Source organism: Rhodococcus sp. YH3-3 (assembly GCF_001653035.1).
In the GTDB taxonomy this organism is placed as follows: Bacteria; Actinomycetota; Actinomycetes; order Mycobacteriales; family Mycobacteriaceae; genus Rhodococcus_F; species Rhodococcus_F qingshengii.
Genome location: NZ_BCWH01000003.1, coordinates 666,044 through 685,172 on the forward strand (window position 1 = coordinate 666,044; position 19,129 = coordinate 685,172).

General features: G+C 62.7%; 18 protein-coding genes. 9 read left to right on the forward strand and 9 right to left on the reverse strand.

Annotated elements, in window-relative coordinates; genetic code table 11:
- Window positions 1–726: 1-phosphofructokinase family hexose kinase (locus YH3_RS28380; RefSeq protein ID WP_064444532.1), on the reverse strand; the 726-nt coding region annotated here is incomplete at its 3' end.
- Complete coding sequence (locus tag YH3_RS28385) at window positions 723–1,490, reverse strand: DeoR/GlpR family DNA-binding transcription regulator (protein ID WP_003942134.1); 768 nt, start codon at window positions 1,488–1,490, stop codon at window positions 723–725. The genes YH3_RS28380 and YH3_RS28385, both read right to left, overlap by 4 nt.
- Window positions 1,491–1,681: 191 nt before the next feature.
- Here YH3_RS28385 and YH3_RS28390 point away from each other — a divergent pair, with 191 nt between their 5' ends.
- The 3 genes from YH3_RS28390 (at window position 1,682) to YH3_RS28400 (ending at window position 6,043) form a co-directional block, all read left to right on the forward strand.
- Complete coding sequence (locus YH3_RS28390) at window positions 1,682–3,355, forward strand: putative PEP-binding protein (RefSeq protein ID WP_050655800.1); 1,674 nt, start codon at window positions 1,682–1,684, stop codon at window positions 3,353–3,355.
- A gap of 75 nt (window positions 3,356–3,430) precedes the next feature.
- Window positions 3,431–4,711: a uracil-xanthine permease family protein gene (locus YH3_RS28395; RefSeq protein WP_020907537.1), complete on the forward strand. Its 1,281-nt coding sequence runs from the start codon at window positions 3,431–3,433 to the stop codon at window positions 4,709–4,711.
- A gap of 189 nt (window positions 4,712–4,900) precedes the next feature.
- A complete protein-coding gene (locus tag YH3_RS28400) occupies window positions 4,901–6,043 on the forward strand; it encodes an acyl-CoA dehydrogenase family protein (RefSeq protein ID WP_007735194.1) in 1,143 nt (380 codons plus the stop codon).
- Window positions 6,044–6,137: 94 nt separating this feature from the next.
- Here the strand turns inward: YH3_RS28400 and lexA are convergent, their stop codons facing one another.
- Window positions 6,138–6,866, reverse strand: coding sequence for a transcriptional repressor LexA (gene lexA / locus YH3_RS28405; protein ID WP_007735195.1), 729 nt, complete (start codon window positions 6,864–6,866; stop codon window positions 6,138–6,140).
- 278 nt (window positions 6,867–7,144) lie between these two features.
- Between lexA and YH3_RS28410 the strand changes: the two genes are divergently transcribed.
- Window positions 7,145–7,858: a LysM peptidoglycan-binding domain-containing protein gene (locus YH3_RS28410; protein WP_030535544.1), complete on the forward strand. Its 714-nt coding sequence runs from the start codon at window positions 7,145–7,147 to the stop codon at window positions 7,856–7,858.
- Window positions 7,859–8,052: 194 nt separating this feature from the next.
- Entirely contained in the window at window positions 8,053–8,550 is a 498-nt protein-coding gene (nrdR, locus tag YH3_RS28415) for a transcriptional regulator NrdR (RefSeq protein WP_030535543.1), read from the forward strand.
- Window positions 8,551–8,836: 286 nt separating this feature from the next.
- Here nrdR and hrpA read toward each other — a convergent pair whose 3' ends face one another.
- Window positions 8,837–12,742 (reverse strand): ATP-dependent RNA helicase HrpA, encoded by a 3,906-nt coding sequence (gene hrpA / locus YH3_RS28420; protein ID WP_064444533.1) that lies wholly within the window; start codon window positions 12,740–12,742, stop codon window positions 8,837–8,839.
- A 101-nt stretch (window positions 12,743–12,843) separates the two neighbouring features.
- Here hrpA and YH3_RS28425 point away from each other — a divergent pair, with 101 nt between their 5' ends.
- Window positions 12,844–13,473 carry a Pr6Pr family membrane protein gene (locus YH3_RS28425; RefSeq protein WP_064075592.1) on the forward strand — a complete coding sequence of 210 codons (630 nt, stop codon included), beginning with the start codon at window positions 12,844–12,846 and terminating at the stop codon, window positions 13,471–13,473.
- Here YH3_RS28425 and YH3_RS28430 read toward each other — a convergent pair.
- Window positions 13,444–13,761, reverse strand: coding sequence for a DUF2322 family protein (locus tag YH3_RS28430; RefSeq protein ID WP_058226259.1), 318 nt, complete (start codon window positions 13,759–13,761; stop codon window positions 13,444–13,446). The genes YH3_RS28425 and YH3_RS28430 overlap by 30 nt on opposite strands.
- Window positions 13,762–13,893: 132 nt before the next feature.
- Here YH3_RS28430 and YH3_RS28435 point away from each other — a divergent pair, with 132 nt between their 5' ends.
- Window positions 13,894–15,117, forward strand: a complete 1,224-nt coding sequence (locus tag YH3_RS28435) for an aspartate aminotransferase family protein (protein WP_193777208.1) — start codon at window positions 13,894–13,896, stop codon at window positions 15,115–15,117.
- Between the two features lie 2 nt (window positions 15,118–15,119).
- On the opposite strand, the gene YH3_RS28440 is transcribed toward YH3_RS28435, so the two are convergent.
- Complete coding sequence (locus YH3_RS28440; RefSeq protein WP_058227955.1) at window positions 15,120–15,386, reverse strand: hypothetical protein; 267 nt, start codon at window positions 15,384–15,386, stop codon at window positions 15,120–15,122.
- Window positions 15,387–15,403: 17 nt separating this feature from the next.
- Here YH3_RS28440 and YH3_RS28445 point away from each other — a divergent pair, with 17 nt between their 5' ends.
- Entirely contained in the window at window positions 15,404–16,102 is a 699-nt protein-coding gene (locus YH3_RS28445) for a hypothetical protein (RefSeq protein ID WP_064444535.1), read from the forward strand.
- Here the strand turns inward: YH3_RS28445 and YH3_RS28450 are convergent.
- The 3 genes from YH3_RS28450 to YH3_RS28460 all read right to left on the reverse strand — a co-directional run bounded on the left by YH3_RS28450 (window position 16,088) and on the right by YH3_RS28460 (window position 17,978).
- Entirely contained in the window at window positions 16,088–16,768 is a 681-nt protein-coding gene (locus YH3_RS28450; protein WP_003942237.1) for a PhzF family phenazine biosynthesis protein, read from the reverse strand. The two genes, YH3_RS28445 and YH3_RS28450, sit on opposite strands and share 15 nt — an antisense overlap.
- Before the next feature lie 80 nt (window positions 16,769–16,848).
- Window positions 16,849–17,388 (reverse strand): carboxymuconolactone decarboxylase family protein, encoded by a 540-nt coding sequence (locus YH3_RS28455; RefSeq protein ID WP_003942122.1) that lies wholly within the window; start codon window positions 17,386–17,388, stop codon window positions 16,849–16,851.
- A gap of 2 nt (window positions 17,389–17,390) precedes the next feature.
- Window positions 17,391–17,978, reverse strand: a complete 588-nt coding sequence (locus YH3_RS28460; protein WP_003942119.1) for a peroxiredoxin — start codon at window positions 17,976–17,978, stop codon at window positions 17,391–17,393.
- 229 nt (window positions 17,979–18,207) lie between these two features.
- Between YH3_RS28460 and YH3_RS28465 the strand changes: the two genes are divergently transcribed.
- The gene (locus YH3_RS28465; protein WP_042920013.1) at window positions 18,208–19,128 is read left to right on the forward strand and encodes a hydrogen peroxide-inducible genes activator; all 921 of its coding nucleotides are present in this window, start codon (window positions 18,208–18,210) and stop codon (window positions 19,126–19,128) included.
- The last annotated feature ends 1 nt before the right edge of the window (window position 19,129 follow it).

Consider the following 19,129-nt stretch of genomic DNA (forward strand, 5'->3'; position numbering starts at 1 on the left):
CGTGACGAGGACGGCACCGGCTGCGCCGAGTGTGGCGAGCACACTGCCGACGCCGCGGTCGACCAATCGCTGTGCCGCCGTGATTGCAGGCCCGGGATCACCGTTCTCGGCAGCACGTTCGAGGACGTGGCCGTCGACGCCGGTCAGTTGCGCGAGTTCCTCGCCGTTGGGTTTGAGCAGATCAGGTGCCGAGCCGGGGAAGCATTCGGCGAGTGCCGTCAGTGGGGCGTCCGAGGTGTCGACCGCTACCTTGCACGGGTGATCGCGCAGCGCCGCGACAAGTTCGCCGTACCACCCCAGAGGAACGCCGGGAGGCAGTGAGCCGGACAGCGCGAACCACAGTGCGGTATCGGCGCGGGCGATCAACTCCTGTGCCAGGGCGTCGAGCGTCGAACCGGACAGCGTTGCGCCGGGTTCGTTGATCTTCGTCGTGGTCCCGTCCGGTTCGGCGATGGTGATGTTGGTGCGAGCCGGACCCGTTGTGGCGACGCCGATGTGGGGAATCCCACCGGCTGCGAGCGCCGAGAGCAAGGGATCGCCACCATTTCCCGGTAGCACCGCGAGCACGTCGAGGTCGGCTGCGGCGAGAACACGCGCGACGTTGACCCCCTTGCCGCCGGGGTCGCTGCGAGTGGAGTGGGCACGTAGGACGGAGCCTCGTTCGAGCCGTTGCTCGAGTTGTACGGTCCGATCGATACTCGGGTTGGCTGTCAGTGTGACGATCATGCGATCACCACCTCGATTCCGTGGTCGTGGAACTCGGATGTGTCTGTGGGACTGATCTCTTCGTCGGTGATGAGGACGTCGATGCTGTCGAGTGGTGCGAAGCTGATCAAGTGCTCGCGGCCGACTTTGCTGGAATCGGCCACCACGACAACGTGATTGGCGGCCTTGACCATCGCTCGTTTGACGGCGGCCTCTTCGCTGTCCGGGGTGGAGAGTCCGTGCCCGACGCTGATCGCGTTGGTTCCGACGAAGGCGACGTCGACCCGCAACGTGCTCAGCAGGCGCAGAGCGTCCTCGCCGACCGCGGCTTGCGTCACCCCGCGTACTCGTCCGCCGAGCAGGATCAGGGAAATCGAGTTCATCGATGCCAGTCGTGCGCCGATCGGCACGGAATTGGTCACGGCCGTGAAGTCGTTCTCGGTCGGAAGTTCGGGGATCATGCGGCCCGTGGTCGTGCCCGCGTCGAAGATGACGCTGCCGCCGGTAGGAGGGAGATAGGTGACCGCGCAGCGGGCGATCCGGTCCTTCTGTTGCGCGCGGGTCTGATCGCGTTCCGCCATGCCCGGTTCGGTCACGTGGAGGGATCCGGTCGGAACGGCGCCGCCGTGTACACGCCTGATCTGTCCGATCCGCTCGAGGAAGGCCAGATCGCGACGCACGGTCTCGGTGGTCACACCGAAGGTCTCCGACAGCGCCGCCACGGACATGCGTCCGCGCTGCGACACCATGGTGCCGATCGCTTGTTGGCGTTCTTCCGCGTACACGTGCTCTCCGATTCCGAAATGTGATCCGACGGTGCGTTGTGGATCACAGTGAATGTTGCTTTATGTTGTTTTACGCCCGAGTGTGTTGACATGTCAAGACTTGGGAGTAATCTTCGTCACAACGAAGGTGAGGGCTTTACGCGCTCGAGGTGATCCGGTGTGACACCGGGCCCATCGCTCAAGGAGGACAGATGACCGAACAGCTCAACCGAATCACCGTGCACGGCACCCCCGTCGTGCCCGGAATTGCCTACGGCCCGGCTATCTGGCCGTCCAGCCGACCAGAACTCGTCACCGATGCGCCCGCACTCGACGAGGCCGATCGAGAGGCCGCTGCAGACGCCTTCGTCGCAGCAGCGAAGGCTGTCGAGAACCGCCTTCTCGGACGGGCTGCCGAAGCCACAGGCGCGGCCGCCGAGGTCTTGCAGGCCAACGCAGCGATGGCAGCCGATCGCGGCTGGATCGGGGCGGCAAAGAAGTCGATCGCCGGCGGAGTGCCCCCGGTGCAGGCTGCGATCGCGGCGACGGAGCAGTTCGTGGTGCTGTTCACCAAGGTCGGCGGTGTGATGGCCGAGCGCGTCACCGATCTCGAGGACATCCGCGACCGCGTGATCGCCGAACTCTCCGGATTGCCCGAACCCGGAGTTCCGATGCCCGAGACGCCGTCGGTGCTGTGCGCGGACGATCTGGCTCCTGCGGACACCGCGGGCCTCGATGCAACCAAGATCATCGGACTCGTGACCATCTTCGGCGGCCCGACCAGCCACACGGCAATCATCGCGAGGCAGTTGGGCATCCCGTGCATCGTGGCTGCGAAGGAATTGGAATCCATCGCGGCCGGAACACCGATTCTGATCGACGGAACCACCGGCGACGTGATCGCGGAGCCGGATCCCGAACAGGCGCGCGAACTGGTCGAACAATCCCGGATCGATCGCGAACGCGTCAGCACGTGGACCGGACCAGGCCGGACGTCGGACGGTCGGCCGGTAGACGTTCTCGCCAATGTTCAAGACGGCGCGGGCGCTCGCGCCGCGGCGTTGACCGCAGCGGGAGGCATCGGGCTCTTCCGGACCGAACTCTGCTTCCTCGGCCGTGAGACCGAACCGACCGTAGACGAGCAGGCGGCGATCTACGCCGAAGTTCTCGAGGCCTTCGCAGGAAAGAAGGTCATCATTCGCACGTTGGACGCGGGTTCGGACAAGCCGCTCAAATTCGCCAACCATCAAGAGGAAGCGAATCCGGCACTCGGCGTTCGTGGGGTCCGAATCGCCTGGCAGGACATGGGAATTCTCGACCGCCAGCTCGACGCGATCGCGGCAGCCGCGGCGTCGACCAACTCGTCCCCGTGGGTCATGGCACCGATGATCGCCACCCCGGCCGAGGCGAAACGTTTTGCCGATGCGGTGCGGGCACGCGATCTTGTTCCCGGTGTGATGGTGGAGATCCCGGCGGCGGCGCTGTTGGCCGACCAGATTCTCGAACACGTCGAATTCCTCTCGATCGGTACCAACGACCTCGCTCAGTACACGATGGCCGCTGATCGGATGTCCTCCGAACTCGCCGACCTGACCGATCCGTGGCAGCCCGCGGTGCTCGCCCTTGTCGCACGTACGGCCCAGGCCGGTCAGGCGGCAGGCAAGCGCGTCGGCGTCTGCGGTGAGGCGGCCGCCGATCCACTGTTGGCGTGTGTTCTGGCCGGACTCGGAGTTTCCTCGCTGTCGTGCGCTGCGGCGTCGGTCGCGGGTGTGGGAGCGAAGGTCGGGTCAGTCACCATGGCGCAATGTGAGGCGGCTGCGGCGGCGGTGCTGGCAACCGGTGATCCGGTGGCAGCGCGCAAAGCGGCGGCCGACGCAATCAGCTGAACTGGTTTCGTTGGTCTCGGTCGGAGACCGAGCGCCTGACCTCTAGTATTTCGACCTGTGATCGAACGAGAAACAATGACCGGGGCCGGCGGAATCGGCTGGACTGTCCACGGAGACGGCAAGCGGATCGCCGACGGCGCCGTCGTGGCGCCGGACGAACGACTGAGTTGGCCGCGCACCATCGGGATCGGGATGCAGCACGTCATCGCGATGTTCGGAGCGACACTGCTCGTTCCGACCATCACCGGCTTCCCCGTCACGACGACGCTGTTGTTCTCGGGTATCGGCACCGCGCTGTTCCTGCTCATCACCCGGGGCCGGATCCCGAGCTATCTCGGTTCGTCCTTCGCGTTCATCGCCCCGCTGACAGCGTCGGCAGGATCGGGCCCGGCCGCGCAGCTCGGTGCCGTCATGGCCGTCGGCATCGTGTTGATGTTGATCGGCGTCGCCGTACGTCTGATCGGCAGCCGGGTCATCGACGCCGTCATGCCGCCGGTAGTGACAGGCGCCGTCGTCGCGCTGATCGGTCTCAACCTCGCTCCGACGGCGGTCGGTTCCTTCGAATCGCAGCCGCTGATCGCCACGGTCACGCTCGTTTCGATCCTGCTGGTCACGGTCGTCGGTCCCGGGCTGCTCGGCCGGTTGGGCATTCTGGTCGGCGTCGTGATCGGCTGGGTCTTCGCCGCGGTCATCGGTGGTCTCGACAGTGAACGAGTGTCCGCTCTGCGCGAAGCCGACTGGTTCGGGCTGCCGAGTCTGCACGGACCGTCGTTCGACTGGTCGGTGATCGTGCTCGCGCTGCCCGTGGTGATCGTTCTGGTCGCCGAGAACGTCGGACATGTCAAAGCGGTGTCCGCCATGACGGGTAAGTCCCTCGATGACCTGGCCGGAAATGCGCTGTTTGCAGACGGTCTCGCCACGACCTTGGCGGGCGCCGGCGGCGGATCCGGAACCACCACGTATGCCGAGAACATCGGTGTCATGGCAGCGACGCGTGTGTACTCGACCGCGGCGTACTGGGTAGCGGCCGCCACCGCCGTGATCCTGGCATTTTCGCCCAAATTCGGTGCACTGGTCTTCACGGTTCCGAACGGCGTCATCGGCGGTGCGACGATGGTTCTCTACGGACTCATCGGCATTCTCGGTGTGCGCATCTGGATGGAAGCGAAGGTGGACTTCACCGATCCGGTCAACCTGACCGTCGCCGCTGCCGCACTGGTTGCCGGCATCGGGAACCTGACGCTGACCATTGGTTCGGTCGAGCTGGGCGGCATCGCTTGGGGGTCGATCGGCATCCTCGTCGCCTACCCGATCATGCGATACCTCGCCAAATTCCGTACTTCGAGTAACAGATAACCGCTACAGTCACGAATCGTGATCGTTCGGGTCATCGACGGGTATCGCAACAGGTTCTACCGTCGGAGGCAGTGACGTGGGCCCGCGAACTTCGGCGTGCCCAGTCTCAGCGAAAATATCCCGACCGGGTACATCGTCCCCACCGGGTACATCACTGAAGTGCCGTATATCGAATTGCAAGGAGTCGGCGTGGAGCGCACCCTGTTCGAACCGGAACATGAACTCTTCCGGGAGTCGTACCAGAAGTTCTTGGCACAGCACGTGGCACCGAACCACGAGAAGTGGGAAGAGCAGAACATCGTCGATCGTGACGTCTGGGTCGAGGCCGGAAAGCAGGGATTCCTGGGAACCGCGGTACCTGAGGAATTCGGCGGCGGCGGTGTCAAGGATTTCCGCTACAACGCGATCATCACCGAGGAAACCACCAAGGGTGGCTTCAGTGGTATCGGCTTCACGCTGCACAACGACGTGGTGGCGCCGTACCTCCTGGAGTTGACCAACGAGGAGCAGAAGCAGCGTTGGCTACCCGGATTCGCGTCGGGTGAGCTGATCTCGGCGATCGCGATGACCGAACCGGGTACCGGTAGCGACCTGCAGGGCATCAAGACGAAAGCAGTTCGCGACGGGGACCACTGGGTACTCAACGGTTCGAAGACCTTCATCACCAACGGAATCAACGCCGACATCATCATCGTTGTCGCGTGCACCGACCCGGACAAGGGTGCTCAGGGCTTCAGCCTCCTCGTGGTCGAGCGGGACATGCCCGGCTTCGAGCGAGGACGCAATCTCGACAAGATCGGCATGAAGGCTCAGGACACCGCCGAACTCAGCTTCACCGACGTACGCGTTCCCGCTGCCAACCTGCTGGGCGAAGAGGGAATGGGCTTCTTCTACTTGATGAAGAACCTTCCCCAGGAACGACTCTCGATCGCCGTCGTTGCTGCCGCCGCAATGGAATCGGTTCTCGAGAGCACGATCCAGTACTGCCGTGACCGCAAGGCATTCGGCAAGTCGATCGGCAGCTTCCAGAACACCCGATTCGTACTGGCCGAATTGGCAACGGAGACCACGGCAGTGCGCATCCTGGTGGACAAGTTCATCGAGCAGCTCAATGCCGAGAAGCTGACCGTGCAGGAAGCTGCGATGGCAAAGTGGTGGACCACCGAAGCTCAGGTCAAGCTCATCGACCGCTGCCTCCAGCTGCACGGAGGCTACGGCTACATGAAGGAATACCCGGTTGCCAAGGCGTACATGGACTCTCGTGTGCAGACCATCTACGGTGGCACAACCGAGATCATGAAGGAGATCATCGGACGCTCGCTGAACCTCTGATTCGGGTGATGCACCGCTGATCGTCACGTAAAAGACTCTGGGCCCCGGCTGATGCCGGGGCCCAGAGTCTTTAGGTCGTGGGATGCGAGCGAATTCAGATCTTCCGCATGACCGTGACAACCTTGCCCAAGATGACGGCGTTGTTGCCGGGAATCGGCTCGAAGAGGTCGTTGTGCGGCATCAACCACACCTCCTTCTTCGTACGCTTGAACGTCTTCACGGTGGCTTCGCCGTCGATCATTGCGGCCACGATGTCACCGTTCTCGGCGACGTTCTGCTGACGGACGACAACCCAGTCGCCATCGCAGATCGCTGCATCGATCATCGACTCACCGACAACCTTGAGCATGAAGAGCGAACCTTGGCCGACGAGCTCGCGGGGGAGTGGAAACACATCCTCCACAGCTTCCTCGGCGAGGATCGGTCCGCCGGCAGCGATGCGGCCCAGGATGGGGACGAACGCCGGCTCTGGCAGCGGGTCGGCACTGTTGTACTCGCCGGAATGCTTCGACACCGACGCGATGGCGGTATCGGCCGCAACCTCGTCGAGACCCCGAACATCGACTGCACGAGGGCGATTGGGATCGCGTCGAAGGAAGCCCTTGCGCTCCAACGTTCGCAGTTGATGCGCGACCGACGACGTGGAGGTAAGCCCCACCGCATCCCCGATTTCGCGGATGCTCGGCGGATACCCGCGCTCCGTCACCGAATCGCGGATCACTTCGAGAACGCGCCGCTGACGCTCGGTGAGCGTCTCGCTCGACGGAGACGGAACTGCAGAAGCTCCTGCCTCCGCGGCTGTGCTGGAGCGATCGTCCTTCATGGCCTGTTGCCTCCGTGTCTGAAGAAGTCGTGTCTGAAGAAGTCGTGTCTGAAAACTGCCTGCAAAAGTGCCTGCAAAGTGCCTGGTGCAAGTCGCGCAGAAACCTGTCGGTGCCTCCTGCCAACATTCGAGCTGTCGACAAACACGGAGGCTTTCGCAATTCCCGCTGTGTGGTCTGACACGAATCTAGCCGGATTTGCTCGCGGTTTCAAACATCTGTTCGATTCGTGTCGCTCCAAGTAGAGACATTGTCGGCCAGGCGTGGTAGAAATTCGAACATGCGTTCCATCGAACGCATGATCGAACACATCGATCGGTGTCGACCAGCGGAGGTCACGATGGGTAACGCAGCACTGAAAAGCAACAGGGTTTTCGACGACGCGATTGGTTTCGACGCGTTTGGTTTCGACGGTACGTCGGCACTGAAGTACCACCCGTCGTTCTATGGGCCCGATGCAGACGCTGTGTCCTTCGAACGGCGCGGAGCGGCCGAAATGCATGGCGTGGCCAGGGATGTCGACAACGAACCGCAGGCGGCCGTCGTTCGCCGGGTTCCGGCGGTGGGCGCGGTTTCAGGTTCGCGTTCATTGCGCGAATCTCCTCGCCGGTGGGACAGCGAGCACGATTCGTCACGCCCGTACGGAGGAAGTTTCGCGCACCGAAACAGGGTCGGTGTGTCACGGGTCGAACATGAAGTGGCCGCCGAGGATGTCAGTTGGAAGACGGTTTTCCTGGGCGCCGTATTCACCGCATTCGCAGTGTTGGCGTTGGTGGGGATCGGCGCTTTGTCGAGTGGTGACGTAGCTGCGACAAACGGCGCGACCGAAGTGGTTCGCGTTGCCGCGGGTGAATCCCTCAGTGATATTGCTGCCAAGGTTGCACCTGGCCAGGCTGTCGGTTCGGTGATCGAGCAGATCATGGATCTCAATGCGATGTCGAGTTCCGGACTGTCAGTGGGACAAACGCTGATCGTGCCGGCCTCGGGGCGCTGACCTACCCCGTACCAGGCGGGGGCGTACCGAGCGTGAGAGCAGTCCGTTCACAGCGAGTAAGCTGTCCACTTGACAGTCCCACCACCTCGGGTGGTCGCGTTGAGTACGTGGATCTGCTCTGTAAATCGTCGGAGGATTTGCAGTCGGTAGCGAATCTGAGTTGCGGCCATTTCGGCGACAACGAAGGAACCCCGATGCATTGCCCGTTCTGCCGGCACCCTGATTCCCGAGTGGTCGATTCGCGCGAGGCCGACGAGGGCCAGGCGATCAGGCGGCGCCGTTCGTGCCCCGAGTGTGGCCGCCGATTCACCACGGTCGAGACGGCAGTTCTCTCGGTCGTGAAGCGCAGCGGCGTCACGGAGCCTTTCAGCCGAGAAAAGGTTGTCAAAGGTGTGCGTCGCGCATGCCAGGGCCGCCAAGTGGACAACGATTCGCTGAATTTGCTCGCCCAACAGGTCGAAGATGCCGTTCGAGCTTCGGGTTCTGCCGAAATTCCCAGTAACGAGGTAGGGCTCGCGATCCTCGATCCGCTTCGAAATCTCGACGAAGTCGCCTACCTGCGATTCGCATCGGTGTACAAGTCCTTCAGCTCGGCTGCGGATTTCGAACGTGAGATCACCGACATGCGCGAGCATGCAGAGACCCGTGCCGCCGAGAAGGCTCCCGGCGCCGAGACCGTTTCCGTTGACTGAGGCCTTCGCCTCAGATAACGCTGAGAGCACAGAGCGGTCTTAGGTAACGCTGAGAACACAAAGCGAACAATCGAACAAATCGGGCACGTTATTCGCTTAGTGTCTACCAGGTACGTTCGTCCGCATCTCGGATCTTCACGGAGGCGTTATGAACTTAGTTGCAGTTCTCGGAGTCGTGAACAGCCTGGTAACCCTCGGGTTCGCCAACACTGTTGCCACCTTTGGCGGTTTCCTCACCAACGTCAACATTCAGACAATCTACTGATCGCGCAATTCTCGCCGAACATCAACGCTTGATCGCTTCGATAGCTTTCAGGACTCGCTTTTCGGAAATCGGTGTGGGTGTACCGAGGGACTGCGCAAACAGGCTCACGCGCAGTTCCTCGATCATCCAACTGATCGCGTCGACATCTCGAGCAGTGCGACGCTCTTCGGGAAGCGAACTCAACAACCGGTCGTACGCTGCGTACACCCGGTCGAGGACATCCATAGCCTGCTGATCTCGTTGTGCACTTGCGGGCAGAGCTTCGAGACGGAATTTTGCTGCGGCAAGATACCGCGGTAAATCGCGTAGACGGGCCGATCCCAGTTCGGCGACAAATCCCGGAAACAGCAGTGAGGTCAGCTGTTCTCGGACGTCGTCGGCTGCCTCGCCGCGCGAGCGGTCCAGCACGACGCTCAGTCGGTGTGCTTGTTCGAGGATCGGAACAATCATGCGCAGGATCGCGGAAACGCGTCCGGCCAGTTCGGAGCGTGCGATCTTCACCAGGGCATCGAACGCTTCAGGCGTGCGTACCGGTCCACCGTGGGCCGCAATCACTTCGTTGGCAGCTGCCACCCGGCAATCTTCGACGAGGGCCTCCAAGCCGCCGTCCGGATTCTGGCCGAGAGCCAGACGCTGAGTGTTCGACAAGCCGGCGGTCACTGCCTTGAGTTGGGTGGGAACGGCCGCGAGGAGAAGCGCCCGCGTACCTTCCCTCATCGCCTGCGCCTGCGCGGCCGGCGTACTCAGGACACGAACGGCAACTCCGCCGTTCTCCGGCACCAGAGCTGGGTAGCCGGTCACCTGCTGTCCGCCGATGGAGCGAGTGATGGTCTCTTCCAATGCGCCCAGGGTTTCGGATGTCCAGACGGTTGCCGCTGCCCGTTCGGTTCCGGTTGCCGCCTTGGCCACTTCCTTCTGCACGCGCGGGGCGAGTGTGCGTCGTAGCTGCGCCAGATCCTTGCCCTTCGCGAGAACCTTGCCCGATTCGTCCTCGACGACAAACGTCATCCGAAGATGGTCGGGCAGCGCGGCGGGATCGAAGTCCTTGGCGTCGATCTGGATCCCGCCCAAGTGCGAGAGTTCGCGGGCCATTGCGGTCATCAACGGCTCGGATCGAGGTTTGACTGCTGCCAACGCTGCGGCGGCGTAGTCGGGTGCGGGCACGACAGCGCGTCGGATGTTCTTGGGCAACGTCTTGATCAGAGCAGTAACCAGATCGACGCGCATACCGGGGACCAACCAGTCGAAGCCGACCGGCTGAAGTTGCGCGAGCAGGCCGACCGGGATGTGCGCGCTGACGCCGTCGTCGTCCTTTCCCGGCTCGAATTGGTAAGTGAGCGGAAACTGCATGTCGCCCTGGCGCCAAGCGTCTGGGTACTCGCCGCCCAGGACGGCAGCCGCGTCGGAGTTGACCACGGTTTCCGGCGTGAACGTCAGCAGACTGGGGTTCTTGCGCCGCTCACCCTTCCACCACTGGTCGAAGTGCCTGGCGGACACCGCTTCCTGGCCGACCCGTTCGTCGTAGAACTCGTAGAGAGTTTCGTCGTCGACGAGGATGTCGCGTCGGCGCGCGCGGTTCTCGAGTTCCTCGACGTTGTCGAGGAGTGCACGGTTTTCGTGGAAGAACTTGTGGTTCGTCTGCCATTCGCCCTGCACGAGCGCATGGCGGATGAAGAGATCGCGAGAGGCCTCGGGATCGATTCGTGAGTACGTCACTGCGCGGCCGGTTACCAGAGGAACTCCGTAGAGAGTGACCCGCTCGTATGCCATCGCCGAGCCGCGCTTGGAGGACCAGTGCGGTTCGGAATAGGTCCGTTTCACCAGGTGCGGGGCGAGCTTTTCAGCCCACTCGGGTTCGATACGCGCTGACATGCGCGCCCACAGCCTCGACGTTTCCACGAGTTCGGCGGCCATGACCCAGCGTGGTGGCTTCTTGAACAGTCCCGATCCGGGGAAGATCGCGAAGTGGCTGCCCCTGGCGCCGAGGTAGTCCCGCTTCTCGCCCTCGCGTAGCCCGATATGCGAGAGCAATCCGGCAAGGAGCGACTGATGGATCGCGTTCTCGCTTGCCGGTGTCTCTCCCACTGTCCAGCCGAGACCGCGGGCGATCTGCCGGAGTTGCCCGTGCAGGTCCTGCCATTCGCGGATGCGGAGCCAGTGCAGGAACTCGTTCCGGCACATCTTGCGAAACTGGTTGGAGGACAGATCGTTACGTTGTTCGCGTAAGTAGTCCCACAGTTTCAGGTAGGCCAGGAAGTCGGAGTTCTCGACGTTGAAGCGGGCGTGCTTTTCGTCGGCGGCTTGCTGGAACTCGGCGGGCCGCTCGCGAACGTCCTGGATGGACAACGCCGCGACGATGACAAGGGTTTCGTGAAGGCAACCGTTGTTCTTGGCTTCCACCAGCATCCGTGCCATCCGCGGATCCACCGGAATCTGGGCCAGCTCGCGGCCGACCGGCGTCAGTTCGGGGTGGCTGGCCTCGGAACCTCGCGCGATGGCGCCGAGTTCCTCGAGGAGTCCGATTCCGTCCTTCACGGCGCGCTGGTCCGGCGGTTCGACGAAGGGGAATGCCGCGATGTCGCCCAGGCCGAGGGCCGTCATCTGCAAGATCACGGATGCGAGGTTGGTTCGCAGGATCTCCGGTTCGGTGAATGCCGGCCGTGACTCGAAGTCCTCCTCGGAATACAGGCGGATGCAGATTCCTTCGGCGACGCGGCCGCAACGCCCGGAACGCTGACGAGCTGACGCCTGCGAAATGGGCTCGATCGGCAACCGCTGAACCTTGGTGCGCACCGAATATCGCGAAATGCGCGCGGTTCCCGGATCGACGACGTACCGAATGCCGGGAACGGTCAGCGAGGTCTCGGCCACGTTGGTGGCAAGGACGACGCGTCGGCCGGTGTGCGGCGAGAACACTTTGTGTTGCTCGGCGGCAGACAGCCGCGCGTACAGCGGGACGATTTCGGTGTTGCGAAGACGCCGATCGCGTAAAGCATCTGCGGTGTCGCGAATCTCGCGTTCGCCGGAGAGGAAGACCAAGATGTCGCCTTCGCCCTCCGCGCTCAGCTCGTCGACCGCCTCGCAGACCGCGTCGACGGGATCGCGGTCGAAGGTGATGTCGCCGGATTCGACGGTCAGTGGCCGGTAACGCATTTCGACAGGGAATGTTCGCCCGGATACCTCGACGATCGGCGCGGGCTTACCGTCGACAGCGAAGTGCTTGGCGAAGCGCTCGGGATCGATGGTCGCCGACGTGATGATGACCTTGAGATCGGGTCGGCGGGGGAGCAGCTGAGCCAGGTAACCGAGGATGAAGTCGATGTTGAGGCTGCGTTCGTGCGCTTCGTCGATGATCAGCGTGTCGTAGCGTCGGAGCATACGGTCGCGCTGAATTTCGGCGAGGAGAATGCCGTCGGTCATGAGCTTGACGTAGGTGCGGTCCGAGACCTGGTCGGTGAACCGCACGGTGTATCCGACGGCGTCGCCGAGTTCGGTGTCGAGTTCTTCGGCGATACGTTCGGCAACGGTGCGTGCTGCCAACCGGCGCGGCTGTGTGTGTCCGATCAGACCGCGGACGCCACGTCCGAGTTCGAGACAGATCTTCGGGATCTGGGTTGTCTTACCCGAGCCGGTCTCGCCGGCGACGATGACAACCTGATTCTCCGAGATCGCGGTCGCGATGTCGTCCTTGCGCTGACTGACGGGCAGAGCTTCCGGATACGAGACTGCGGGAACATTGGCGGAGCGTGCGGCCAACCGCGTGCGCGCCGTTTCGATTTCCTCGGCCAGCGCCACCAAAGCGTCTGGTGTGCGGGCACGGTCGAGTTTGCGACGGAGTCGACTCTCGTCGCGGAGTGAGACCTGCGCCAGCGCGCTCTTCAGGTCACTCCGCTTGGGGGAGAGCGGGGCCGGTGGTGTTGTAGACATGCTGATGACAGCCTATCGAACGCGTTCACAACTACCGCTCGCAGATCGTGCTGATGTGCAAATATCGACCAGTGACGACAAATACCGCAAATGAGTCATCGGTGCCTGTCTTGTCGACGCCGATCGCCGTGCGAGCCCTGAGACTGTTGTTTGCTGTGTTCGGACTTGCCGCTTTGCTGTGGATCCCGATCCGTGACGCGGCTGAGCTGTCTCTGTCGAACTATCTGAGCTACTTCACCATCGAGAGCAACATTCTTGCGGTGATCGTGTTGCTGGTCGGTGCAATTCGAGATCCACAATCGCAGGCGTGGCAGTCGATCCGCGGGGCGGTGACGCTGTACATGGTGATCACCGGCATCATCTATGCCGTCCTCCTGGCAGATATCGACGTCAATTTGAACGATGCCTGGATCAACTCGGCACTGCATCGGATTCTTCCGTTGGTCATGCTGCTCGACTGGGTGTTCTTCGCCTCGAGGCACAGGATCTCCGAAGCACGTTCACTGCAGTGGTTGCTGTTCCCGGTCGTGTACGGCGTGTACACGTTGATCCGAGGTTCGATCGTCGACTGGTATCCGTATCCGTTCATGGATCCTCGCCACCAGGGCTATCTGGCCCTGTTCATCGGATTCGTCGTACTGGGCATCGCGATGGCCCTGATGGCGTTGGCAGTCAATGCCGTCGGACGGCTGGGAGCCGGGCTACGCGGACGGAACGCTGCGAAGTCCTAGGGGATTGCCGGAGGCGAGCACCTGCTCGAGGCGGTCCACGTTCGGATGCTTACCGGGGTTCGCCCGCGCGTCCTCGGTGTGCTCGGCGAAGATCGTCAGTCCTGCCGAGGCGGCTTCGGGTGTCAGCGCGCCGTAGACCTGAGCGAGATGGTTGTACACCTTGACCGAGCCGGACTTTCCGGGCTTGTTCTCCACGGTGTCGACGACGGTTCCGTCGGCGTCGAGTACCTCGATGGCGGCCAGATGATCGATGGCGGGCAGTGCGGCAAGATTGTCGGCAAAAGTCATGGTCGACAGATTACGGGTGCGCCCGTGAAAGCCGGTGCCGGGCGAGCGCCGTCGTGCGCGGATTCCTGGTGTCGATATAGTCGCAGCACATCGTTTGCACACCAGCATCGTTTGTATTCGAAGGGGACAATGATGGCTTCGGCATTGTGGCACGGGTTCGCGGACATGGGCGCTGTGGAGAAGAACGGCGCGTTTGTCGTCTCACGCGGTGAGGGCGCGTACATCTGGGACCGCGAGGGCACGCGGTATCTGGATGCGACGGCGGGCCTGTGGTTCACCAATGTCGGGCACGGGCGCACGGAGATCGCGGATGCGGTGGCGGCTCAGTTGTCGAAGATCGCTCATTTCTCGAATTTCGGTGATTTTGTTCCCGAGACCACGCAGGTGTTGGCGGAGCGGTTGGCGACGATCGCGCCGGTTGCCGGGAGCAAGATCTTCTTCACCTCGGGTGGTTCGGATTCGGTGGACACTGCGGCGAAGCTGGCTCGCCGGTACTGGCACGAGGTGGGGCAGCCGGAGAAGGCGATCATCGTCGGTCGTCAGAAGGCGTATCACGGAATGCATGTTGCGGGAACAGCTCTGGCGGGTATTCCGGTGAACCGTGAGGGGTACGGCGAGCTGATGGCGGATGCGGCGACGGTCGGCTGGGATGATGCGAAGAGTCTGCTCGAGTTGATCGAGAAGATCGGTGCGAACAAGATCGCGGCGTTCTTCGCGGAGCCGATCATCGGTGCGGGTGGGGTGTATCTTCCGCCGGAGGGGTATCTGGCGGAGGTGCGTGACATCTGCCGCGAGCACGACATTCTGTTTGTCGTCGATGAGGTCGTGACCGGTTTCGGCCGGATCGGTGGTGAGTGGTTCGCGTCTACTCGTTTCGATTTGCAGCCCGACATGATGACCACGGCAAAGGGTTTGACGTCGGGTTATGTTCCGATGGGTGCGGTGTTCATCGCGCCGCGGGTGGCGGAGCCGTTCTATGCGGGTTCGTGGTGGCGTCATGGGTACACCTACGGCGGTCATGCCGGTGCTGCTGCTGCGGCGATGGCGAACCTCGACATTCTCGAGCGTGAGAATCTGCTCGCGGAGTCGAAGCGTCTGGAGGCGTCGTTGCATACGCATCTGCAGCCGTTGGCGGAGCATCCGCGGGTGGCGGAGGTTCGTAGTGGGCTCGGTGCGGTCGCTGCGGTGCAGTTGGTTGATCCGGCGGAGGCGTTGCCGTTTGTGAAGACGCTTCGTGAGCACGGTATTTCGGGTCGCGCTGCGGGTCAGGGTGCGATGCAGATTTCGCCGACGTTTGTCATGACCGATGATCAGGTCGCGGAGATGGCAGCAGGGATCCTCGCAGCCCTCGGCTGATGTCAGTTGCGGCGCCGGAAGAGTTTCTCGATTCGGCGCCGCACAGCGTTGGGCGCAGGTTCCAGTTCCAGAACCTCTTGTTCCGACTGCTTGGCGTAGGCCTGGGTGTACCGCTCGTGCAGTACCGAGCGAATTTCGTCCGGAGAGTAGGCCCGACGCTGGCGTTCGCCGCGCGCAACGAGAACCCCGGTGGCGGCAACGCCCATTGCACCGGCGAGGCCGACCAGTTTCCAAACGTGCGAGGCGCGCAGAGGAGTACGGAGTTTCATCCCTCTACGCTAGAGGCATGGACCGACGATTGCTTTCGCAGGTGAGTCTCGACGAGGCCGCCGCGGCGACCCGCACGGGCGACATCTGGATCTTCCGCGGAGAGTCGACGGCGGACCGGGCCATTCAGACACTGACCAACAGCCCCGTCAACCACGTCGGAATGTCGGTCGTGATCGACGACCTCCCGCCGCTGATGTGGCATGCGGAACTCGGTCACTCGCTGCAGGACATGTGGACCGGACGCTTCCAGCGTGGTGTCCAACTGCACGATCTGCGATCGGCCGTTCAGGTTTGGGGCGCCAAGTACGGGCAGCGTGGATGGTTGCGCCAGCTCGACCACGAAGTCACCCGGGAGCAGGAAGACGCTCTGCTCGAGACGATCGCGCGGCTGGACGGTACGCCTTTCCCGTCGACGGCCAAGCTTGCTTCGCGCTGGTTCGGCGGCCGAATCCCGAAGCTGCGCAAGAAGTCCGACGTATCGGCAGTGGCCGTCGAGAGCGCCTACTGCGCCGAAGTGGTTGCCAAGACCTATGAAGCGATGGGTCTGCTCGTCGGCAATCGTCGTGTCAACTGGTTCGACCCGGGCAAGTTCTGGAGTGGAGATCAGTTGCCCCTCGCGCCGGGAGTTGCGCTCGGTGACGAGATCTCGGTATCACTGAGTGCACGTGACCGCGAGGCCGGACGCAATCCCGCCGGGTACTCACAAGGTTCGTGACGGCTCGGCGACGACGCGGCCGCCGACTTCGAGCCAACCTTCCGGAGAGAAGGTCGTGTGAAGGACCGATCCGCGTCCCTGGGTGATGAGCAATGATTTCCTCAATCGGTCCGTGATGCGCAGCGCTGCAGATCCGGTCGCCTCGTCCTCGGCGATTCCCATCACCGGTGCGAACATGCGTGCGCGGATGGCAGCTTCGAGCTTGTCCTGCCATGCCCACAGATACGAATGATCCGCCTCGTAGTCGGACGGATCTGCGTCGATGACGTCGTCCACCGTGTCCATCGGATAGATCGCGAATTCCGGTGCCCATTCGGCACGCGCGCGTACCCACGTCAAAGCGCCGGATTGGCGGACGTCGACACTGCCGGCAGGAACGTCGAGGGCGCTCACGCGACGGCCCTGTTCGCCCAGCCACCACGTGGCACCGACGGTCGGGTGTCCGGCGAAGGGGAGTTCTGCTGCCGGAGTGAAGATCTGGACCCGCGCACGCGAGGCGCCGTCATCCGGAACGTCGATGAAGATGGTCTCGCTGTAGTCGAGTTCCTTCGCGACGGCTTGTCGATCCGATTCTGCAACCGTGGACGCGTCGACGATTCCCAACGGATTCCCGTGCTTGCCGTTCTCGTCCGTGAAGACCCGGACCACACTCACCTCGATACCCATCGGTCCACCCTAGCGCGCGAAAAGCCCTCCCCACCTTCACGGTGGGGAGGGCTCGTCGAACTGCACTCAGGTCCGAGTGATCAGACCTGTGCGGCAGAGAGGATCTCGTTGGCTTCGACAGCCTGTGCGACGCCCGCGACGATGGAACCGGCGCGGATCGCTTCGAAGATGACCTCGCGGTCGACACCTTCCTGGCGGAGGGTGTTCTCGTGAGCTTCGAGGCAGTGGTTGCAGCCGTTGATCGCGGACACTGCAAGCGACCACAATTCGAAGTCGGCCTTGTCGACGCCCGGGTTGCCGATGATGTTCATCCGCAGGCCGGCACGAAGGTCGTCGTACTTACCGTCGAGGTAGCCCTTGGTGCGGTAGAAGACGTTGTTCATGCCCATGATCGACGCTGCGCCGAGAGCGGCGTTGTATGCCTCTGCCGACAGGTTGTCGGCAGCCTCGGAAGCAATCTCCTTGAGCGTGGACGCAGACTTGGTGGCTGCGGCCGTTGCGAGGAGCGTTCCCCACAACTGCTGCTCGTTCAGGACCGTCGTGCGCGCAATGGAACTCAGGTTGAGCTTGAGGTCCTTCGCGTACTCCGGAAGCGAGTTCTTGAGGTTCTCGACGCTCATACTCAGACGCTCGCAGTCAGGAGCTCGCCGGCGTTGATGGTCGGGTCGCCCTTCTTCCAGTTGCATGCGCACAGCTCGTCGCTCTGGAGAGCGTCGAGGACGCGGAGAACCTCGTCGACGTTACGGCCGACGGAACCGGCTGTGACGGAGACGAACTGGATCTCGTTGTTGGGGTCGACGATGAACGTCGCGCGGTCTGCAACGCCGTCGGCGTTGAGGACGCCGGTGGCCTCGGCAAGCTCGCGCTTGAGGTCCGAGAGCATCGGGAAGGGGAGGGTCTTGAGCTCTTCGTGCTGTGCACGCCACTGGAAGTGCACGAACTCGTTGTCGACGGAAGCGCCGAGAACCTGAGCGTCACGGTCTGCGAACTCTTCGTTGAGCTTGCCGAATGCAGCAATCTCGGTGGGGCACACGAAGGTGAAGTCCTTGGGCCAGAAGAAGACGATGCGCCACTTGCCTGCGTAGTCGTCACTGGTGACGGTGGTGAAGTAGTCATCGGGCTGCTGGGCATCGACCTTGGACAGGTCGCCGCCGATGACAGCCGTGAGGTTGTAAGCGGGGAACTGGTCGCCGATTGTGAGCAGAGCCATGTGTCTCATTCTCCTACGTGTCTCGTGAACAGGAATTTCTTGCGCACACGATCCGGCTGTTCGGACTGTGACGGCCGAACGTGCTGGATCGAGAGGGTTTGTCACCGTCAGCGGGTCGGACGGTTTCGACTGGAGTGTCGAGGTTGTGACCGGCGCTTTTTGGTATGAGTCCATTCTGCATCAAACCGTTCAAAAGGTAAAGGTGATGGGTGGCACTACACTGATAGGCATGTCTGATCAGACTTATCAACCTTCCTTGTCACAGCTGCGTGCCTTCGTGTCGGTCGCCGAGTATCGGCATTTCGGTACTGCCGCAGCGCGTTCCGGTGTGAGCCAACCCACACTGTCGCAGGCGCTGGCAGCTCTCGAGGCGGGACTAGGGGTCAAACTGATCGAACGCAGTACGCGACGCGTGCTCGTGACCGCGGACGGACAGCGCTTGCTCGGTCAGGCCAAGCAGATTCTCGAAGCTGCCGACGGTTTCGTCGCGAGCGCGGCCGGCTCCGGCGACTCTCTGACCGGACCGCTACGCATCGGGTTGATCCCGACCGTTGCGCCCTACATTCTTCCGGGGTTGTTGCCGGAGCTGCGCGAGAAGTTGCCGTCGTTGGCGCCGCAAATAGTCGAGGATCAAACGGCGCGCCTACTCGATGCACTGCGATCGGGAGCGCTCGACGTCGCGGTGTTGGCGCTTCCTGCCGGAACACCTGGCCTGGTGGAAGTTCCTGTGTACGAAGAGGATTTTGTGATGGTCGTGCCGAACGATCATTCCTTGGCCGGACGTGTCGATCTCACGGCGGACGTGCTCGACGCGCTGCCGTTGCTCTTGCTCGACGACGGCCACTGCCTGCGTGACCAGACGTTGGATCTGTGCCGTTCGGTAGACGCCCATCCGCTTGCCGGCGACACGCGGGCTACCTCTCTCGCGACAGTCGTGCAATGTGTGGCCGGGGGACTCGGGGTGACTTTGGTCCCGGAATCGGCTGTTGCAGTGGAGGTTCGACGCGGGGACTTGTCGACGGCGCGTTTCGCTTCGCCAGCTCCCGGTCGCACGATCGGCGTCGTGTTCCGCTCGTCGAGTGGCCGAGCAGAAGGATTCCGTCAGCTGGCCGAGCTGGTCCGTTCGGTCAGCCCGACGGTTCCTCGATGAC

Excerpts from the sequence above, each read along its gene's own strand:
- YH3_RS28390 (WP_050655800.1), top strand. The coding sequence starts at position 1,682 with ATGACCGAACAGCTCAACCGAATCACCGTGCACGGCACCCCCGTCGTG.
- YH3_RS28395 (WP_020907537.1), top strand. The coding sequence starts at position 3,431 with ATGACCGGGGCCGGCGGAATCGGCTGGACTGTCCACGGAGACGGCAAG.
- lexA (WP_007735195.1), bottom strand. The coding sequence starts at position 6,866 with ATGAAGGACGATCGCTCCAGCACAGCCGCGGAGGCAGGAGCTTCTGCA.
- YH3_RS28410 (WP_030535544.1), top strand. The coding sequence starts at position 7,145 with ATGCGTTCCATCGAACGCATGATCGAACACATCGATCGGTGTCGACCA.
- nrdR (WP_030535543.1), top strand. The coding sequence starts at position 8,053 with ATGCATTGCCCGTTCTGCCGGCACCCTGATTCCCGAGTGGTCGATTCG.
- hrpA (WP_064444533.1), bottom strand. The coding sequence starts at position 12,742 with ATGTCTACAACACCACCGGCCCCGCTCTCCCCCAAGCGGAGTGACCTG.
- YH3_RS28430 (WP_058226259.1), bottom strand. The coding sequence starts at position 13,761 with ATGACTTTTGCCGACAATCTTGCCGCACTGCCCGCCATCGATCATCTG.
- YH3_RS28435 (WP_193777208.1), top strand. The coding sequence starts at position 13,894 with ATGGCTTCGGCATTGTGGCACGGGTTCGCGGACATGGGCGCTGTGGAG.
- YH3_RS28440 (WP_058227955.1), bottom strand. The coding sequence starts at position 15,386 with ATGAAACTCCGTACTCCTCTGCGCGCCTCGCACGTTTGGAAACTGGTC.
- YH3_RS28445 (WP_064444535.1), top strand. The coding sequence starts at position 15,404 with ATGGACCGACGATTGCTTTCGCAGGTGAGTCTCGACGAGGCCGCCGCG.
- YH3_RS28450 (WP_003942237.1), bottom strand. The coding sequence starts at position 16,768 with ATGGGTATCGAGGTGAGTGTGGTCCGGGTCTTCACGGACGAGAACGGC.
- YH3_RS28455 (WP_003942122.1), bottom strand. The coding sequence starts at position 17,388 with ATGAGCGTCGAGAACCTCAAGAACTCGCTTCCGGAGTACGCGAAGGAC.
- YH3_RS28460 (WP_003942119.1), bottom strand. The coding sequence starts at position 17,978 with ATGGCTCTGCTCACAATCGGCGACCAGTTCCCCGCTTACAACCTCACG.
- YH3_RS28465 (WP_042920013.1), top strand. The coding sequence starts at position 18,208 with ATGTCTGATCAGACTTATCAACCTTCCTTGTCACAGCTGCGTGCCTTC.